Here is a 19,089-nt window from a genome sequence, read left to right on the forward strand (position 1 = left end):
AGGAAACTGCAAACACAAATTATTTAACTGCAAACTTTAAGTTCCAGCTTCTGCTAAAACAGCCCTGAAAGGCCTATAAACAGTAGGGTTTGTAAAATTTCATGACAGTAATTACTAACTACTCTAAGCACCAAAGAGCTATTACAATGACCTTAATTCATAGCAGTAAAAGAATTTAATCATGAACCAACAATGGTGGCATTCGGCAGTTGTTTATCAGGTTTACCCGCGTAGTTTTTGTGATAGTAGCGGCGATGGCAACGGCGATTTAAAGGGCATTATTAGCAAGCTAGATTATCTGGAAAAGCTGGGCATTGATCTTATTTGGCTATCGCCTGTTTATCTTTCTCCAATGAAAGACAATGGTTACGACATTGCCGACTACCAGGCCATAGATCCGCGCTTTGGCAACATGAACGACATGCGCCAGTTAATCCACCAAGCCAAACAGCGTAACATCGGCATAATGATGGACTTGGTACTTAACCATACCTCCGACCAGCATCATTGGTTTAAGCAAGCAAAACAAAGCCGAGACAACCCCTACCGCGATTATTATATTTGGCGAGGCCAAACTAATCAGATCCGCTCCATTTTTAGTGGCCCTGCCTGGCAATATGATCCCGTCACTAGCCAGTATTACTTCCACCTGTTTGCCGATGCTCAGCCCGATCTCAACTGGGAAAATCCAGCCGTAGCAAAAGAAATTCATCAAATGATTTCTTGGTGGGTAGAGCAAGGCGTGGCAGGCTTCCGTTTAGATGTGATTGATTTAATTGGCAAACAAATTGACCAAGGTATTACCGAGAATGGTCCGCGTTTACACCCGCTGTTGCAGCAAATGCATCAAGCTTGTTTCAAAGGTAAAAAGCTGGTGACCGTGGGCGAAACTTGGGGAGCCACCCCCGAGATAGCCAAGTTGTATTCCGATCCGCGTCGTGAAGAGCTGTCGATGGTATTTCAGTTCGAACACGCCGCCTTAGACTGGCACCCAGAACATGGAAAGTGGCAAGTACAAGATTTTGATTTAGTTGCCTTAAAAAAGGTGCTTAGCAAATGGCAAACCGCCTTTGATGGCGATGGCTGGAACGCCCTATTCTGGAACAATCACGACTTACCACGCATTGTTAGCCGCTGGGGTAATGATGGCGAATACCGCGAAGCCAGCGCCAAATTGTTTGCAACGCTGCTGCATGGAATGCAAGGCACACCGTACATCTACCAGGGCGAAGAAATCGCCATGACCAACGTACAATTTGCCGAGCTAAGTGATTACGATGACATAGAAATTAAAAACAGTTACCAAGAAAAAGTGGTAGAGCAGCAAAGCTTAAGTCATCAGCAATTTATGCAAGGTGTGTATCAAAGCGCCCGTGATAATGCCCGAACTCCCATGCAGTGGGATAACTCTGACAACGCTGGCTTTAGTTGTGGGCAGCCGTGGCTCAAGCTTAATCCCAACTATCAGCAATTAAATGTTGCTAATGCGCTTGCCAATCAACACTCGGTGTTTTATCACTACCAACGCTTAATCGCACTGCGAAAATCCAGCAAATTTGGCGATACCTTGGTCTATGGCAGTTACCAATTATTAATGGAAGAGCACCCTCATATATTCGCTTATATTCGCCAATATAAGGAGCAAAGGTTGCTAATTGTTGCCAATGTCAGCCAACAAACTCAAACCTTGAGTTTAGATTATAAGCTTGCAGAAGTGGTGCTGGATAACCTTCAGCCAGAGGATGAATCAGAAGTAGATTTAGCTCAGCTTAACTTAGCGCCCTACCAAGCCATTATCTATTTGCTAGCGGATTAATTAGCGATACAAAAAACCAGCTAAGCGATTGCCTTAACAATACTTAGCGCCTTACTAGGCGGTAATCTATGCGCTAAGTAGCTACAAGCTTATTCGCTAAGGGTGTATTGCTCGGATAGGCGATGACACAGCCATTTGTACAAGTTAAAAGCTTTTGGGCTATTACTTGTAGGTAATAAGTCATCGTCTAAAAAGGCTTCACCCTTAAAGGTAAGCACATCACGCTGTTGTGATACTTCGCGAACTTCTATTCCAGGAATATAGTCTTCGTGCTCGCGCAGTAGCTGATTGGCCAGATCAATCAAATCTTGTTGGCTTATTGCTTGTTTAGTCATCACACCATGAGTAATTGGGTAAATATGAATTTTAGCATACACAGATGTAGCCACTTACCCTAGCGTCAAGATCAAAACTTGTGGCGCTTTTCTCAGCTTAAAAAACTGAGATAAAACGCAATAAGCCAAGCAACTAAGTTGCCTTTTTCTTACCACGCCATTGCTGTATCAATAAGCCACTAATAATTAACACTAAACCCAAGTATGTTGCAGGTTCTATCACTTCGTTCAAAAAATAGCTGATAAAAAACAGCGACAAAAACGGGGAAATAAAAATAAGATTACTAATACGCGCGGTGTTGTTAGTAAATTTTAATGCTAATACCCAGCACACAAAGGCAATACCCATTTCAAACAAACCTACATAAGCCGCGCCTAACCAAGCTTTAGCGTTAAAGCTGGGCAAGCCATCACTCCACCAACAATAGGCTAGTACCATTGGCAGGCTAAAACAAAAGGCCACCAGCAAACTCGCCACCGGATCGCCAGAGTTACGGGTATTAATAATCCAATAGCCTGCCCACAACAAGGTGCTAAACAGTGCCAACAGAACGCCTAGCACACTGTCAAATTGCATGCTGAGCAAATCACCTCGCGTCGCAATCACCAACACCCCAAAATAGCCTAAAGCCATGGCAAGCAGATCTTGCTTACGCAACTGCTGCTTTAAAAAGGGGACCGCCAGTAAAGCCAAGGTAATTGCCCAAGTATAATTAAGTGACTGAGCTTGCTGAGCCGGCAATAAGTCATAGGCTTTGAACAGTACTAAATAATAAAGGAAGGGATTTATAGCACCTACCAGCAAAAAGAAGCCGGGCCGCTGCTTGGCGTAGCTTAACGCTAAAGGCAGTTTACGTTGCCATAACAACACACCACTTAACAGCAAAATTGAAGTGACTGAAGCCAGCAATACCAATTGAATGGGGCTTAACCACTGCAGTGCTAATTTAAAAGCAGTGGCCACCGTAGACCACATTAACACTGCACTTATGCCAAAAGCATAGGCTTTAGTTTGTGTATTCATTATTACTTTACTATTTCCGACCAAGGGGCTCAGTGTATTCGGCATAACTGGCTAGAACAAGCCTTTAAAGTTTGAACGTCTGTGACTAGGGTCTGTTGATCTTTGCTGATGGTTTCTGCAGCAACTTATTAGCCATTTAGGCAAGGCAGTGAGTGTGCAGTTAAGTGGGCTTAATAATCACTCGCTAACGCTGAATAAATGGCTAATAAATGCTGCCCGAAGGGTTCGGATAAGCGAACAAAATTTCAACACCAAAGATCAACAGACCCTAGTAAGGCATCTATAAGTGCTTGAAGAATTAAGCTTAAGCAATGCGCAAGAATGGAAAAGAAAATAACTCACAAACTGGCTAAACTGATTTGAAGTCAAGTAATTGAGTCCAATATGGCAAGCCAACAACAGCGAATTAATACGGTCAAAAGACAAGTAGAGCAAACTCTTGATAGCCAGCTGGATATTGATCAACTGGCTGCTTTAGCCTGTGTTTCACGCTTTCACTTTTGTCGGCTATTTCACGCCTATGTCGGCGAAAGCATTTATGCTTATCGCAAGCGTTTGTTGCTAGAGCGTTCGTTAAATCACCTCAGGTTTAGTCAACAACCCTTGGTTGATATCGCCAGTCAAAGCGGCTATCAAAACCAAGCGTCCTTTAACAAAGCGTTTAAACAACAGTTTGAGCAAACGCCACTTCAAGTAAGAAATCAGGGCTGGCTTCCGCCTTCTCCAGAACAATCTAACAAGCTTAACCCTCAAGCTGTCAGCCAAGTTGAGGTAATAGATCTCGCGCCACAAGCGGCATTATGTTCACGAGAACGAGGTCCTTATGCCCAAGCTGCCCCCAAAGCTTGGCGCCAGCTATTTAGCGCTTGCAATAAAGTGGGGTTAGATACTCAGCAAAGCACTATGATTGGTGTCTCCTACGATGATCCTAAAGTTACCCATCCGGAGCAAGTGCGTTTTGATGCGTGCCTAAGTTTGCCAATGGAGCAAACAAACCACGCCCGCTTGCCCTGCACTTCACAACTTGCCGAACTGGGCATTCAACAACTAACTTTGCCTGGCGGTAAATTCGCTAAGTTGCGCCACCACGGAGGTTACGCCAGCATACCCAACAGCTATCAAGTGCTGCTGCGCGACTGGCTGCCGCAGTCAAGCTATCAGCTTCGAGACGCCAATTGCTTAGAGATCTACCACAATAAAACAGCCGATAGCATCCCTGAGCAATCCCTAATAACAGACCTTCTATTGCCCATTAACTAGCCAAAGGCAAGCACCCATGAGCCCTTCAATTAATTACGCCAATTTTAGTGAGTTTAGTGACCCCAAAAACTATTTGCCGCAACTGCCAGATTGCCAAGCGGATATCGCAGAACTGGTTAAGTGCGTGCAAAACAACTTGGTTCATCCCTATTGGTTACAACACTACCAACTCGACCCAGATTTCACCCAGCGCCTAGATGAAATGCAAACTCGCAGCGTGCAGCAAAAGCTAAAGCGCTTAAGTAATACCAAGGGGTCGCTGCTTGCGGACAGACCAGCTAACCAAAGAATGCTTGGAAATTGCCGAGATTTTGCCTTGCTGCTCTGCACATTATTACGTGCTCAAGGTATTGCAGCGCGCTTGCGCTGTGGTTTTGCCGCCTACCTCGGCATGCACCCTTACGAAGACCATTGGATATGTGAATATTGGCACAAGCAGCAACAACGTTGGATAAAAGTAGACGCCCAGCTTGATGCCAAGCAACAAGCGCTATTGAACATTACGTTTGATCCACTAGACCTGCCAAATGAGCAATTTATTTACGCAGGATCTGCCTGGCAACTATGCCGACGAGAACCAGAGCGCGCCCAGCAGTTTGGCATTTTGAGCATCACTGGCTGGCCGTTGCTGCAGGGCAACTTACTGCGCGACATATTTGCCCTAAGTAAAATCGAGTTACTTGCCTGGGACAGCGGTTGGGGACTCAACAAACACTATTTTGAATACAGCCAAGCTAAGCAAGAATTACAGCTACTCGATACACTGGCAGAGCTAAGCGCTAAGTCTTTAGCCGAGCAAGCTTTAGCACAATCGAAAAGCCAAGAGCTGGCTTTTCCCGCTAACTGGCAATGGCAGCGTGCTCCCAGCATTGGAGACTTGTTGCAACAGCACAACAGCGCTGTGGAGACCGACTAAACTCTCATTGACAAACAACACTATTAAGCTATATTTCGCGCTATTAATAGAATACAAAGTAACTGCAATAATGCTCCACCACCGCAAAGCTCTTGGCCTAGTGCTGTTGTTTAGCCTTAACGCTTGTAACAGCAATAAGCCGCTTACGGGCGAAGACTACACCCTCTATAGCCGCTATACCCTAGATAACCAAAGCAACTACAATCTCACCTTCAGCAGTGAGCTAAGCTCGCAAATAGAGGCGGTAGACAAGCAATTGCTCCAAGGCAAAATCGTCTCGGGAGAACGCAAACAAATACTGGCTTTCTTTGACCTTAGCCAGGCCACTAATCCCCCTTCAAGTAGTTTTGAACAGCTACAGCTATATGCTGATTCTGGCCACGGTGAACAGCTGGTTTATCAAAAAATCGATGACGAGCACTGGCAATTGCAGCGCAGCGACAGCAATCAAGAAAACTACGTACTGACTATTATTGACGCCGATTTAAACTGGTAAATTCGCTAAAACTGAAGCTCTGAAACGCTATACTCAGGACGGTAATTTTGCTACTCTGCGCGACCTTTTTTGCAGGTATAAGGCCTTGGTTATGAGTCATTCAATTGCGGGTTTCGATTTTGGAACGTCCAACTGTGCGGTTGGTGTAATGCAAGGTAAACAAGCGCAATTAGTCAGGCTTCCCGAGCACGGCAATTATATGCCCTCTACCTTATTTGCTCCCCAATCAGAGATGATTTGTGCATGGTTATATCAGCAATTAGACGCTCAAGGTAAGGCCCAGGCTTATCAGCAAGCACGCGGTAACCAGCTAAGTGCCAGTTTACGCGCCTTAAAAGAACTCAAACTTGACGGCTACGACGAGCACCTAAGTTTTGGCCAACAAGCGTTAAAAGAGTACCTCGTCGACCCCGCCGATTGTTATTACGTGCGCTCCCCCAAGTCATTTTTGGGTGCTAGCGGTATTCGCGAGCGTCAACAGCAACAGTTTGAAGATATTGCCGCCGCCATGATGTGGCACATAAGCCAGCAAGTGAAACAAAGTGGTCAAGCCGAACTGGCCAAAGTGGTAATCGGTCGCCCAGTTAACTTCCAAGGTTTAAACAGCGAAGTAAGCAACCAACAAGCCATCACTATTCTTAGCAATGCAGCCCATTTTGTAGGCTTTAAGCAGGTAGAGTTTTTGTATGAACCGATGGCAGCTGGTTTAAGCTATCAACAGCAATTACAGCAAGAACAACGTGTATTAGTGATTGATATTGGCGGTGGTACCAGCGATGTATCGATGCTAATTATGGGGCCAAACTACCTTGCCGAGCGAGATCATCAAGATTTAGTGCTAGGTTACAACGGTGAGCGCATTGGCGGTAACGACTTCGATATAACTTTAAATTTTGAAACCCTAATGCCCAGCCTAGGCGCCAAGCTTAACTTGGCCAGTGGCCAGCCAATGCCAATTAAACCTTTTTGGGATGCAGCTGCAATTAATGACTTCCCCGCGCAAACCCGTTTCTACGAAAAAGATACCCGCCTGTTATTGCAGCGCTTACTGAAAGAGCCGCAATTAAGCCCACTTAAAGGTTTGCTACGCCTAAGCACAGAGCGACAAACCTACCAGCTAAGTGCCTGTGCAGAGCAAGCAAAAATTGCGTTAAGCGAAGCGAGTACGACCACTGTGGATTTGTCTTACTTACTGGAGCAACTAGAAGTAAACGTCACTCAAGAGGCTTACCAGCAGGCAGCTGAACGACTGCTTAACAGTATTGCTGCACTTAGTGACGATGTTATCGCGCAAGCAGGTTGCCAACCCGAAGCAATATTTTTAACTGGCGGCAGCGCTAATTCACCCATGGTTAAAAACTTTTTAGCCAAACGCTATCAAGCACCTTTAATTAGCGGGGATAACTTTGGTAGCGTAACCAGCGGCTTAACCTTGTGGGCCGACCATATCTTTGAATAAGTACTTATAGCTCATAAACTTGCGGCGCTAATTCCACCCGGTTTTTGCCGCGCTCTTTGGCAATATATAAGGCGCTGTCGGCACGAGCAACCAGCGCTTCTGGACTAGAATCATAGCTAGTTAACATAGCCAACCCCAAACTCACGGTGGTGCTAAATTTATGCTCATCTTTTGTCACTTCAAGCTCGGCTAAATGCTCTCGAACTCGATTGGCGATTAGTAGTGCCTGCTCTTGTACTGTATTAGGCAACAATAACAAAAACTCCTCTCCGCCCCAGCGACATAAGTAATCACCGTTTCGCAGCACCTTTAAGCTTTCTATGGCAAATAACCGCAAGGCTTCATCACCGGCAGAATGACCAAATCGATCATTAATTTGTTTAAAGTTATCAATGTCTAACAAGATACAACATAAGGGCTGTAGCGAGCGTTTGCTAATGGCAAACTCCTCAGTAAGAGTCTCACTCATGGAGCGCCGATTCATTAATCCAGTGAGCGGATCATGATTTGCCTGAAACTCTAAACGTCGCTGATCATGATGTTGCTGCGTCACATCCATCATCACCGACTGCACAGCAGGTTTGCCATTCCACTTCACCACCGCTTCACTAATGTGCAACCAAGCAGATGTGCCATCACGGCGAACATTTTCAGTCACCACGCTATTGCTATCAACCTCACCTTGAATCAAGCGTTCATGTAACTGAATAGCTTGTTGTTGGTTTTCTTCGGGGATAATAGACAATAGGCTGTCCAACTTAAGTACTGCTTCTGGGCTGTCATAACCTAGAATATTGGCCATCGCTTGGTTGCAATAAAGCGGTTCAAAAAAGCGGTGTACCATAATCCCCTGCAAAGAAGACTCTGTTAACAAACGATAACGTTGCTCACTTTGCTGTAGCTTTTTCTCCGCGGCAATTTGTGGTGAAAAATCCACTAGAGTAATTTGCAAGGCAGGTTTGCCCTGCCACTCGGTGAGGTGATCAATGGTTAACACCGAAAATTGCTCACCGTCTCGATTATAGTTTTCGTAGACCCTTACTTTTGGCCGCGCTTGGCCACTCATTACTGCCTCGTAAGCGCTAATCGCTTCGTCGCGATCATCTTCAGCAATCAGTTCCAGTAAAGAAGGCAAGGCCATAATATCTTCAGCGCTATCGTAACCGAACATTTGAGCATAGCGTTCGTCAGCGAACAGCGGTACAAAGTCCCGGTGGATCACTATTCCGTAATAAGCACTAATGTCAGAAACTTTGCCCATACTTAACCATACTTTACTTAAGGTAATTTAAGCGTAGTCAGGCACAAGGATGAACTCAACTACCGGTGACTAACTACCACTTAATTAATAGTACTGTTACATTGCTACTAGCTTTGCGATAAATCTGAGGAAAACCAATGAGAACCCTGTTAACAGCCTGCTTGTTAATACTCGGCCTAAGTAATCTCACTCTGGCCAATGCCAATGAGCCTTCAGCCATGCTTGAATCAGATTCTCCGCAACTTAATATGCAATTACAGGTAGAAGTGATAGGGATTGATAAAGCTGCCGCTCAGGCATCACAAGCTTTGCGAGACATCGCCGATAGCGTTAATCAACTTGCTAGCAATCCAGAACTTAGCCCAGAGCAACAACAGCACTTTCAGCAAACCCTTAACGCGGTAGAGCAGCTAAGCCAACAGCTAGATAGCAGCTTAAAGCAACTGCCCGATACCGTCGCGCAAAGCACCAAACCCATTGTGAACTTAGCCGATAAGCTATCCAGTGAAGTGCAGTTTTGGGTAATGATCATCTTAATCAGTTTGGTGATAATCATTATTGTCGCTTTGTTAGCAATTTACTTTAGTGTGCTGGCACCAACTAGCCGAGCAGTGCTTAGCGCCACCGGACAACTTAACCAACTGGCCTCTAGCTTAAAAACAACGGCAGAATTAGTCGAGAAAACCGCCGCTCAAAATCAACATTTACTGGATCACTTAAAGCCGGCACCACAGCGATTTAGTCAGCGCCAGCGGGCTAAAGCTGCCACTAAATAACTCTGTACAACAAAAAAAGCCAGCATCTCAGCTGGCTTTTCAAAACTAGCGATTAGGCTTAGTCACCCAAGAAACCACCAGTTTGATGTGCCCAAAGCTGACTATAAATACCGTCACCTTTGATTAACTCGGCATGGCTGCCTTGCTCTACAATCTCGCCTTTATCTAGCACAATTAAACGGTCCATGGCGGCAATCGTTGATAAGCGGTGAGCAATTGCGATCACCGTTTTACCTTCCATCAACTGATTCAAACTGGTTTGAATTGCCGCTTCTACTTCAGAATCTAGCGCCGAAGTCGCTTCGTCTAAGACTAAAATAGGCGCATCTTTTAGCAGTACTCGGGTAATCGCAATTCGCTGGCGCTGACCGCCCGAAAGCTTAACCCCGCGTTCGCCTACATGGGCGTCGTAACCAGTACGACCGTCTTGATCGCTAAGGCTTAAAATAAACTCATGGGCTTTAGCTTGCTTGGCAGCCTCAATCATTTGCTCTTCGCTTGCGTCGGGACGCCCATACAAAATATTGTCGCGCACCGAGCGATGCAGCAAGGACGTATCTTGCGTCACCATACCAATTTGCGCCCGCAGGCTATCTTGGGTCACTTGGCTAATATCTTGATCGTCGATCAAAATAGCGCCGCCTTCCACATCATGAAAACGCAGCAATAAATTAACCAAGGTGGTTTTACCGGCTCCCGAACGCCCTACTAGGCCAATCTTTTCACCCGCTTTAATTTGCAAGTTAAGCTTATCAATCACGCCACTTTGCTCACCGTAGTGAAAGCGAATATCGCGATAATGAATGCGGCTTTCGGTCACCTTAATTGGCTTGGCATCTTTTTTATCGGTAATAGTTTGCTTGGTGGTTAAGGTAGTCATACCATCGGCCACGGTACCAATGTTTTCAAACAAAGAACCTATTTCCCACATAATCCACTGCGCCATACCATTAAGGCGCAATACCAAAGCAATCGCTACCGCAATAGCGCCCACCGATACATCGCCCAAGGTCCACAAGTAAATAGACAAAGCAGCAATACCAAAGGTAAGCAGATAGTTAGACAGTTGCACCGAAAAGTTAAGGCCGGTCACTAAACGCATTTGTTTGTGCACGGTAACCAAAAAAGCGTCCATCCCTTCTTGGGCATAATCGGCTTCACGCTGGCTATGCGAAAACAGCTTTACCGTTGCGATGTTGGTGTAGCTATCAACAATTCGACCACTCATCAATGAGCGGGCATTAGCCTGTTCGGTAGAAATGCGTTTTAGCTTAGGCACAAAGTACAACTGCACCCCAATATAAGCACAAAGCCACAGCAACATCGGCCATATGAGTCGAATATCGGCTTGTGCCACCAGTACCACCATGGCGGCAAAATAAACCAAGATGTACACCATCAGGTCGAGCAGCTTCATCACTGTTTCGCGCACAGCTAATGAGGTTTGCATAACTTTAGTGGCTACTCGTCCGGCAAAGTCATTAGCAAAAAATGACACGCTCTGGCGCAGCAAATAACGGTGAGCCGACCAGCGAATCGCCATTGGGAAGTTGCCCAACAAGGCTTGGTGAATCAACAGAGAATCCAACAAGATCAAAAGCGGCATTACCACCAACAAGGTGAGCCCCATCATCCATAAGGTTGCTGCCTCTTCACTGAAAAAGGTAGCGGGATCTTTAGTGCCCAGCCAATCAACCAATTGCCCCATAAAACCAAACAAAGCAACTTCGCAAATAGCAATTAAGGCCGATACCACCGACATAAATAACAAAGGCTTCCCCATGCCAGCGCAATAGTGACGACAAAACTGATATAAACCTTTAGGTGGTTGTTTAGGCTCTTGTTTTGGAAATGGAACGGTGAGCCCTTCAAAAAAACTAAACATCTAGACATTCCTTGTAATAAATCTTGGTGTTACAACGAATTAACTCGCATTTGTACTGTAGCGTACTTTGTCAAATATGCGCAGCCTTACTGACCAATAAACGACAAATCGTTACGCACCAAGGCTTACACCAAATATTTATTTACTGAAGGCATGCACAAAGCCAATAAAAACCTAAGCACTCACCGCACTGTTGCATATAATGGAACAGCCAGCAGGGTAAGGAGGCAGCGATGAATTTAGAAGACATGGAGTTATTTGTTAACTTGGCAAAACAAGGCAGTTTTACCAAGGCGGCAGACTTTACCAACATCCCCAAATCAACCATTAGTCGACGTATCACCAATCTAGAAAAACACCTTGGGGTAAAGCTGTTAGCCCGCACAACCCGCAGCTTAAGTTTGACCGAAGTGGGAATTAATTATCTGAAAGGCTGTGAAGAATTGCTAAACCAAGCTAAACAGCTAGAACAAAACACCCAGCAACAAAACCAGCACCCCAGCGGCACCTTAAGCATCTTCATCCCCAATACTCTGTTACGCATTTTTTGGCCGGTAGTGATTGAGATGATCAACCAATACCCAGAGCTTAAGTTTGAAGCATACAGCAGTGAAGGGCGCCAAGAAGAGCAAACCTCAACCCGCTACGACATTATGTTTCATGTGGATGAACCTAAAGACTCTTCATTGATTGCGAGGCGAATAGCCACCATAAAATATGACTACTACGCCAGCCCCACTTACATTGCCAAAAATGGGCTACTTCAAGTACCTAGTGATGTAGATAAACACCGCATTATCTTTAACTCGGTGTCACAAGCACCTACTCACTCCTGGCGATTTGAACATAACAACGAACTAATATCACAGCCTGTCTCGCCATTTTTTAGCGTTCAAAACCCCGACCTAGGTTTAGATTTATGCTTGCAAGATAAAGGGATCGCACTGGTGCCGGATATTCTATCAAAAGAGTTAATTAAACAAGGGCGCTTAGTTAAAGCCTATGCTCAGCCGCAACAACTTAGTGGTTACATTTACGCTATTTATCATTCGCGACAATTTCTTCCCGCCAAAGTCGCAGTGTTTATCGACAAAGTGCAGGCCTTTTGGCAAAACAACCTTAATTAGTCCATTTGGTGAAACAATGGATTTCACATTGGTGGATTTTTAAGCCACTTAAGCTTACCTACAATGGGCTCAACTTAACCAGTCCATTGCAGGAAACACTCAATGAAAATTAAAGCTTCCCTTTACGCACTTATCTTCGCTGGCCTTATTTCAAGTTCAGCTCATGCCGCTACGGTACAGCTAAAAGATGGCCGCTCCATCCAAGGTGCCATTGTGTCGCAAAATGCCAACGAGCTGATTTTAGACATGCATGGTATTGAAGTAAAGCTGCCAACAGAACAAGTGCAAAATATTAGTTTTGGTGATACCCCAGAAGATGGCACCACCACTAGTAGCTTTACCGAAACCAACCAAACTAGCGCAGCGGCAAATACCGAGGCTAACCAAGAGCCTGTCACCGTGCCCGCAGGTACCATGCTTACGGTGCGTATGAGCGAAGGCGTAAATACTCGCCAGCATGAAACCGGCCAGCGTTTTACTGCGGTGTTAGAAGCCGACTTAATGGCTGGAGATGCCTTAGTAGCACCACGAGGTAGTACCGTTTATGGCCAATTAAGTGAAGTTAAAAAAGCGGGTCGTTTGGCAGGTTCTGCCAGTATGAGCATTACCCTTACCAATATTCGCATCAACGACCAAATGCACGATATTCAAACCGATGTATTAAGTTCAAGTGGCAGTAATACCGCAGGAGATACTGTGGGGAAAACCGCTCGAGCGGCAGCTATTGGTGGTTTAATTAACGGCAGCGATGGCGCTAAAAATGGTGCTAAAGTAGGTGTAGGAGCTTCGGTTATAACTCAAGGTAATGACATTGAGTTGCCTAAAGACAGCTTAATCGACTTCACCTTAGCAGCCCCTATGCAGAGTTAAGTTACTCGGCAGGAGGAGTATCTCCGGCTTGTTGCAACACAAACGGACTGGTGGGCTCACTGTTATCCAACAGTGTTTCCACCTGCTTGATTTGCTCAAGCGCAGCAGAGTCTTTGCGATAACTTAGATACACAGGCCGTAGCCAAGGCTCGGCGTCTTCAACCAAACATAACTGCTGGCTATCGATAAACGGAGCCACCATCGACTCTGGCAAGTAACAAGCACCACCTTTTTCTAGAATAAAATCTAGAGCGATGCGGCCAGTGGAAGTGCGTAAGAAAGGCGGGGGCGTATTGGCGTGGCGCAAGGCATGTTCAGAGGCAAATCGGCTACCCCAATCCACATATACATAGCCTTCTTCCAACGCTTGCTGCTGCAACTGCGGTGTGGTGGACACCAATAACAATGATAGTTGGGCCACTTGGCTGCTTGCCAGTTCATCAGATTTTAGGGCGTCAAAACCCACCCCAATATCTAAAGTGCGCTCTAATAATGCGCGGTGCATTTGCTCACGCCCCATGGTTTCTGCGCTAAACGCGTAACCGGTAAACACCTCGGTAACCACACTTAAGCCATGTTGCAAAAAGGCATCCCAACTATTCGGCGTCCCCGCTAAAGCAAGTTGAATTGCATGAGCTTTGCTAAGTAATAACTCTGCCTTAGATTGCTCTAAGGTTCGCACCATATTTTCAGCATAAGTAATTAAACGCTCACCAGAGCTGGTGAGTTTGATGGCATTGCGGTCTCGAATAAAAAGCTGGGTATCAAAATAGCTTTCTAACTGCTTAATTCTGGCGCTCACTGCCGCCTGGGTAATATATAAATTCTCTGAAGCCCGCCCAAAATGCTTTTCTTTGGCCACTTCCAAGAACGTTCGGAATACTTTTACATCCATTTACTTACGCCTCCCCAGCTAAGCTGAGGTTAACAAACAAATTTTGTTGTTACGACAAAAACAATTCGTTTTCTTGTTTCGCCAATAATCACTACCTTGCAGCCAACTTATCCCGCTGCTTAAACAGCCTTAATTCTCAGTTGGAGTGACCTCATGATTATCGATTTTCGCTTTGGCAACAAACGTTTTTATGACGACAAACGCTTTAAACATGGCTTTCGTAAATCAGGCGATTTTACTTTGCTTGAAGCGGAGTTACTAAGCTTATACGGCGAAACCATGCGCGCCATAGATGCCGGAGAATTACTGCCAGAAGGCAACCAAGAACAGCGCTTTTTATTGGTATGTAGCCAGCAGCTAGAGCCAGAAAGCAAGCTTGAGAAGATCTGGATGAAGTACAAAAAGCTGGCACAGACTCGTCGACGTTTTCACACCTTACACAGTCGTTGTAAATCAACTACTGACAATTTTGAAAATGAAGATGAAACATTTATCACTGAAGATGATTAGCAAACAGGCTGAACTTTTAACCATTAGGACTGAACAATGCGTATAGCAATTTTATCTCGAGGCGAAAACCTCTACTCCACCCGCCGCTTAAAAGAAGCCGGTGAAGCTCGTGGGCACCAAGTAGACATTATCGATACCTTGCACTGCTATATGGACATAACCAGTAGCAAACCAACGGTACGATATAACGGTGAAGTGCTGCCCAAGTATGATGCGGTCATTCCACGAATTGGCTCATCAATTACCTTTTATGGCACCGCGGTAGTACGTCAATTTGAAATGATGGGCACCTTTTGCGTTAACGAGTCGGTGGCGATTAGCCGCTCGCGCGACAAATTGCGTTCGCTACAGTTATTGTCACGTAAGGGCATTGGCTTGCCGCGCACTGGTTTTGCCAGCAAACCTGACAAAATTCAGGATCTAATCAAAAACGTGGGCGGTGCTCCGCTAGTGATTAAACTGCTAGAAGGCACCCAAGGTATCGGCGTGGTGTTAGCCGAAACCAACAAGGCAGCCGAAAGCGTGATCGAAGCGTTTATGGGTTTAAAAGCCAATATCTTGGTTCAGGAGTTTATTAAAGAAGCTGGCGGTGCCGACATTCGTTGTTTAGTGGTTGGCGGCAAGGTAGTCGCAGCAATGAAACGCCAAGCTGCAGAAGGCGAGTTTCGCTCAAACTTACACCGAGGCGGCGCAGCTCAGCTAGTGCGTTTAAGTAAAGAAGAACGCGCCACGGCGGTAAATGCTGCTAAAGCTATGGGCTTAAACTTATGTGGTGTAGACATTTTGCAGTCAAACAACGGGCCAGTGGTGATGGAAGTAAACTCCTCCCCTGGCTTAGAAGGCATAGAAACCGCCACCGGCAAAGATGTGGCTGGTATGGTATTTGAATTTATCGAAAAAAACGCCAAACCTTTCGCCACTAAAACCCGTGGAAAAGGCTAAAAGCCAAGCGTCAAACAATGAGGCAAAAAACATGATTATCGCTGGAACAGAAATAAAACCGGGAGAGCAAAAACATATCGAAATCCCCGTGGCCAAGTTATATACCGACACGAATATTTCGATTCCAGTGCTAATTACCCGCGCCAAACGACCAGGCCCAACGGTATTTGTAAGCGCCGCAGTGCATGGTGATGAGCTAAATGGCATTGAGATAATTCGCCGTTTAACCCGCTCGCCGAGCTTTAAAATCACCAAAGGCTGCTTAATTGCTGTGCCAATGGTGAATATTTATGGGGTGCTTAATCAAAGTCGTTATATGCCAGACAGGCGCGACTTAAATCGCTGCTTTCCTGGCTCAGAAAAAGGCTCGTTGGCCGGGCGTTTGGCGCATATTTTCTTAACTGAAATTGTCGCCCATTGTGACTATGGGGTAGATCTACACACCGGTGCGATTCATCGCTCTAACTTGCCGCAAATTAGAGCTAACCTGAAAGACCCCGAAACCAAGTTGTTGGCCGAGGCCTTTGGCGTGCCGGTATTACTTAATGCCGATTTACGTGATGGCTCGTTACGCGAAGCAGCGGTAGATAACAATACCAAGATCCTGCTTTACGAAGCTGGAGAAGCACTGCGCTTTGATGAGTTATCGATTCAAAGCGGCGTGAAAGGCATATTAAAAGTACTGTCACATTTAGGCATGGTTAAAAAACGCCGTAGCACTAAAAAAACCTCACCGTACATTGCCTATAACAGTGCGTGGTTGCGCGCATCTGCCAGCGGTATAGTGAGTGAAACGACCCAGCTAGGCGATTTGGTTGAAGCCGGTGATATTTTGGCCGAAATAAATAGCCCTTTTGGTGAGCTAATCAGTAAAGTGAAAGCAAAGCGCTCGGGCATTGTAATCGGCAAGCAGAATATCCCCTTAGTTCAGGAGGGCGATGCGATGTATCACCTTGCGTATTTTGGAGCAGAACAAGATGAAGTTGCCGAACAGATCGAGAATTGGCAAGAGTCCATAAACCCTGTTATCAACGCTGTTCAACATCCTCAATAGGAGAAGCTAAACAATGAGTATTAATACCTTTTTACTAATCGTTGTAGCATTTGCGATTTTTTATGTCGCGCAAAGCAAAGTAAATACTTTGGTGCTTAACTACGGAGCAGCACGCAATATTGCTAAAACACGGATCCACTATGTTAGTTGGGTGCTGCGTAGTGCTCTAGTATTAATACTGGCACTAGTGGTTAGCCTGATTAGCGATCTAGGCTTTAATGATTTTGGGGTATTTTTGTCCTCGGTATTTGCCGTTATTGGCGTTGCCTTGTTTGCTCAGTGGTCGATTTTAAGCAATGTAACCGCCAGTATTATTGTGTTTTTCTTTTTTCCTTACCGGGTTGGTAACCAAGTTAAGATCCTAGATGGTGATAATTCGGTTGAAGGGCGTTTAGAAGAAATCACCTTATTCCACGTTATTTTGCTGGCTGAAAATGGCTCTAAACTCACCTTTCCAAATGCTATGGTCTTTCAAAAAGCCGTGGTCATTGGTGAGCACCAACCTACTCGCGCAGTAGATTCCAAACCAAAAGCTCAAGGTTATGAAGAGGAAGTAAGCGGTGAATAAACTGGTAATTGGCAACTTAGAAACCTGTAACTTGCCAGACTTAGGCATTAATGATTTACCGGTTAGAGTTGATACCGGGGCAAAAACCTCGGCTTTACACGTAGATAATCTGGAGCAAACTAAAGTTAACGGCAAACCGCACATTAGCTTTGATTTGCACCCAGACATTTATAACCTGGAACAAGTTTGCCGTTGTAGTGCACCTATTTACGACACCAGGAAAATCAAGTCATCTAATGGTGACGTGGAGCAACGTTATGTTATACAAACGCGTTTTCAGCTGGGCGAACATATTTGGCCCATTGAGATAACCTTAAGTAACCGCCAAGACATGACCTACTTAATGTTGTTAGGTCGACAAGGCATGGGCGATAAAGTGTTGGTAGACCCTGCTCAAAGCTTTCTGGTAAACAGTTAACATTAACTAACCAGCGCCAAAATAAGGAATACCAGCACTTAATAAGCCGTAAACACAAGGACTTAGCCAATGACCAGCGAAAACCTAGCAAGCTCTAACCAACAAACCTTTGATGGTCATCATGATGCGGCGCTTCGCCGCGTTTTGGGCGTTCTTGAACAAGAGCAGCCCGCTGCCGAGCTTAGCTTTATAAGCCAATACGACAATGCGGTATTGGCTAATTTGCTTGAGTCTTTACCCGATAACTATCGTCAACACATCTGGCCTCAGCTAGCGACCGAGCGCTACTGGGACATATTGCATCTCATGCAATATGAAACCGTTAAACACTTCTTCGAGCTATTTAATCAATCACAGCTAAACGCGCTACAGCAAACCATAAGCGATACCGAAGTTGTTGAATTTGCTGACTTTTTGCCCGAGTCGATGGTGGAGACTTATCTTGAGCAACAAGACGAGCTCAGCGCGGCACAGCTGCAAGATGCGCTAAGTTACGACGATGAGCAAATTGGCCGTTATGTAGATACTCACATTCTACGTGCACGCCCCAACTCAACGGTAGCCAGAATTAAGCAGCGTTTGAGCGCTCAAACCGACAAACATGTGGCGGTATACTTGGTGGATGCTCAAGGGCAGTTTCAGGGTGCTTGCAGCATGACCGACATCGCCAACTCTGCCGACAGTACTAAACTTACTGAACTTAGCCAGAACATTGAGGTATTTGACCACCAGCAAATGCTGGCCGATGTATCCTTATCGTTGAATATGGTGCCAGGCCATGCTTGGAACCCAGTACAAAAAGACGGAAAAATTGTCGGTGCAATTGCCTTATCCAACATAGTGCAGTGGCTACAAGAGCGTAGTTTAGATGTTGCAATTATCGATACACCATCTGATGAAGAAGATCTGTTTACCCCAGTGCCTACCGCCGCCAAAATGCGCGCGATTTGGCTAACCACCAATTTAGCTACGGCGTTTTTGGCCTCATGGGTAATTGGCTTATTTGAAGGAGCGCTTCAACAACTAGTGGCACTGGCGATATTAATGCCGGTGGTGGCCAGCATGGGTGGTATTGCAGGCAGCCAAACCTTGGCGGTAGCCTTGCGCGGTATAGCGCTTAATCACTTACAGCAAAGTAACCTAAAGCTTCTACTTAACAAGGAGTTAAAGATTGCCGCATTCAACGGCTTAGTCTTGGGTCTGGTTATCGCCTTAGTGGTTAGCCTATGGTTTAAATCTGCCGCTTTAGGTGCAGTTATCTTTGTGGCCATTGTGCTCAATAGCCTAGCCGCAGCAGCGTCTGCCACAATGATTCCATTTATACTTAAAAAAATGAAGATTGACCCAGCCGTTGCCGGTTCGGTAATTTTAACCACCGTGACTGACATCGTTGGTTTTGTGGCTTTTCTTGGCCTAGCCTCACTATTATTAATGGGCTAAACCTCCCACAAAAAATGCAACTAAATAGCTAAAAGGC

19 protein-coding genes are annotated in these 19,089 nt (G+C 45.5%); 14 read left to right on the forward strand and 5 right to left on the reverse strand.

The genetic code is table 11. From position 1 onward, the window contains the following. Window positions 1–181: 181 nt before the first annotated feature. Window positions 182–1,816: a glycoside hydrolase family 13 protein gene (locus OV592_RS19865; protein ID WP_406609759.1), complete on the forward strand. Its 1,635-nt coding sequence runs from the start codon at window positions 182–184 to the stop codon at window positions 1,814–1,816. 89 nt (window positions 1,817–1,905) lie between these two features. On the opposite strand, the gene OV592_RS19870 is transcribed toward OV592_RS19865, so the two are convergent. Further along, window positions 1,906–2,205, reverse strand: coding sequence for a DUF2498 family protein (locus tag OV592_RS19870; protein ID WP_251825984.1), 300 nt, complete (start codon window positions 2,203–2,205; stop codon window positions 1,906–1,908). A gap of 79 nt (window positions 2,206–2,284) precedes the next feature. Then, window positions 2,285–3,175 (reverse strand): DMT family transporter, encoded by an 891-nt coding sequence (locus OV592_RS19875; protein ID WP_152783129.1) that lies wholly within the window; start codon window positions 3,173–3,175, stop codon window positions 2,285–2,287. 384 nt (window positions 3,176–3,559) lie between these two features. On the opposite strand from OV592_RS19875, the gene OV592_RS19880 reads away from it, so the two are divergent. From OV592_RS19880 to yegD, 4 genes are all read left to right on the forward strand, one after another. Next, entirely contained in the window at window positions 3,560–4,435 is an 876-nt protein-coding gene (locus OV592_RS19880; protein ID WP_406609760.1) for a GyrI-like domain-containing protein, read from the forward strand. A gap of 16 nt (window positions 4,436–4,451) precedes the next feature. Beyond that, window positions 4,452–5,351, forward strand: coding sequence for a transglutaminase family protein (locus OV592_RS19885; protein ID WP_406609761.1), 900 nt, complete (start codon window positions 4,452–4,454; stop codon window positions 5,349–5,351). 70 nt (window positions 5,352–5,421) lie between these two features. Continuing rightward, window positions 5,422–5,847 (forward strand): hypothetical protein, encoded by a 426-nt coding sequence (locus OV592_RS19890; RefSeq protein WP_406609762.1) that lies wholly within the window; start codon window positions 5,422–5,424, stop codon window positions 5,845–5,847. A 91-nt stretch (window positions 5,848–5,938) separates the two neighbouring features. Then, window positions 5,939–7,306: a molecular chaperone gene (gene yegD, locus OV592_RS19895; RefSeq protein ID WP_406609763.1), complete on the forward strand. Its 1,368-nt coding sequence runs from the start codon at window positions 5,939–5,941 to the stop codon at window positions 7,304–7,306. A gap of 4 nt (window positions 7,307–7,310) precedes the next feature. Here the strand turns inward: yegD and OV592_RS19900 are convergent, their stop codons facing one another. Further along, entirely contained in the window at window positions 7,311–8,567 is a 1,257-nt protein-coding gene (locus OV592_RS19900; protein ID WP_406609764.1) for a diguanylate cyclase, read from the reverse strand. Between the two features lie 137 nt (window positions 8,568–8,704). On the opposite strand from OV592_RS19900, the gene OV592_RS19905 reads away from it, so the two are divergent. Further along, a complete protein-coding gene (locus tag OV592_RS19905; protein WP_406609765.1) occupies window positions 8,705–9,343 on the forward strand; it encodes a hypothetical protein in 639 nt (212 codons plus the stop codon). Window positions 9,344–9,401: 58 nt separating this feature from the next. On the opposite strand, the gene OV592_RS19910 is transcribed toward OV592_RS19905, so the two are convergent. Next, window positions 9,402–11,228 (reverse strand): ABC transporter ATP-binding protein, encoded by a 1,827-nt coding sequence (locus tag OV592_RS19910; protein WP_016401967.1) that lies wholly within the window; start codon window positions 11,226–11,228, stop codon window positions 9,402–9,404. Window positions 11,229–11,461: 233 nt separating this feature from the next. On the opposite strand from OV592_RS19910, the gene OV592_RS19915 reads away from it, so the two are divergent. Together OV592_RS19915 and OV592_RS19920 are read left to right on the forward strand one after the other, a co-directional pair. After that, complete coding sequence (locus tag OV592_RS19915) at window positions 11,462–12,355, forward strand: LysR family transcriptional regulator (RefSeq protein ID WP_338622459.1); 894 nt, start codon at window positions 11,462–11,464, stop codon at window positions 12,353–12,355. Window positions 12,356–12,457: 102 nt separating this feature from the next. Then, a complete protein-coding gene (locus OV592_RS19920) occupies window positions 12,458–13,225 on the forward strand; it encodes a hypothetical protein (protein ID WP_406609766.1) in 768 nt (255 codons plus the stop codon). 1 nt (window position 13,226) lies between these two features. Here OV592_RS19920 and OV592_RS19925 read toward each other — a convergent pair whose 3' ends face one another. Continuing rightward, window positions 13,227–14,120 carry a LysR family transcriptional regulator gene (locus tag OV592_RS19925; protein WP_406609767.1) on the reverse strand — a complete coding sequence of 298 codons (894 nt, stop codon included), beginning with the start codon at window positions 14,118–14,120 and terminating at the stop codon, window positions 13,227–13,229. A 153-nt stretch (window positions 14,121–14,273) separates the two neighbouring features. On the opposite strand from OV592_RS19925, the gene maoP reads away from it, so the two are divergent. The 6 genes from maoP (at window position 14,274) to OV592_RS19955 (ending at window position 19,052) form a co-directional block, all read left to right on the forward strand. After that, entirely contained in the window at window positions 14,274–14,630 is a 357-nt protein-coding gene (maoP, locus tag OV592_RS19930) for a DUF413 domain-containing protein (protein ID WP_152783094.1), read from the forward strand. 36 nt (window positions 14,631–14,666) lie between these two features. Continuing rightward, window positions 14,667–15,572: a 30S ribosomal protein S6--L-glutamate ligase gene (gene rimK / locus OV592_RS19935; RefSeq protein ID WP_016401972.1), complete on the forward strand. Its 906-nt coding sequence runs from the start codon at window positions 14,667–14,669 to the stop codon at window positions 15,570–15,572. Between the two features lie 31 nt (window positions 15,573–15,603). After that, window positions 15,604–16,626 (forward strand): succinylglutamate desuccinylase/aspartoacylase family protein, encoded by a 1,023-nt coding sequence (locus OV592_RS19940; protein ID WP_406609768.1) that lies wholly within the window; start codon window positions 15,604–15,606, stop codon window positions 16,624–16,626. 13 nt (window positions 16,627–16,639) lie between these two features. After that, window positions 16,640–17,194 carry a mechanosensitive ion channel domain-containing protein gene (locus OV592_RS19945; protein WP_016401975.1) on the forward strand — a complete coding sequence of 185 codons (555 nt, stop codon included), beginning with the start codon at window positions 16,640–16,642 and terminating at the stop codon, window positions 17,192–17,194. Beyond that, window positions 17,187–17,612 carry an ATP-dependent zinc protease gene (locus OV592_RS19950; RefSeq protein ID WP_406609770.1) on the forward strand — a complete coding sequence of 142 codons (426 nt, stop codon included), beginning with the start codon at window positions 17,187–17,189 and terminating at the stop codon, window positions 17,610–17,612. Before OV592_RS19945 ends, OV592_RS19950 begins: the two co-directional genes overlap by 8 nt. A 69-nt stretch (window positions 17,613–17,681) precedes the next feature. Continuing rightward, window positions 17,682–19,052, forward strand: coding sequence for a magnesium transporter (locus OV592_RS19955; protein ID WP_406609772.1), 1,371 nt, complete (start codon window positions 17,682–17,684; stop codon window positions 19,050–19,052). Window positions 19,053–19,089: the final 37 nt, after the last annotated feature.

It is taken from the genome of Agarivorans sp. JK6 (assembly GCF_045277145.1).
Classification (GTDB): Bacteria; Pseudomonadota; Gammaproteobacteria; order Enterobacterales; family Celerinatantimonadaceae; genus Agarivorans; species Agarivorans albus.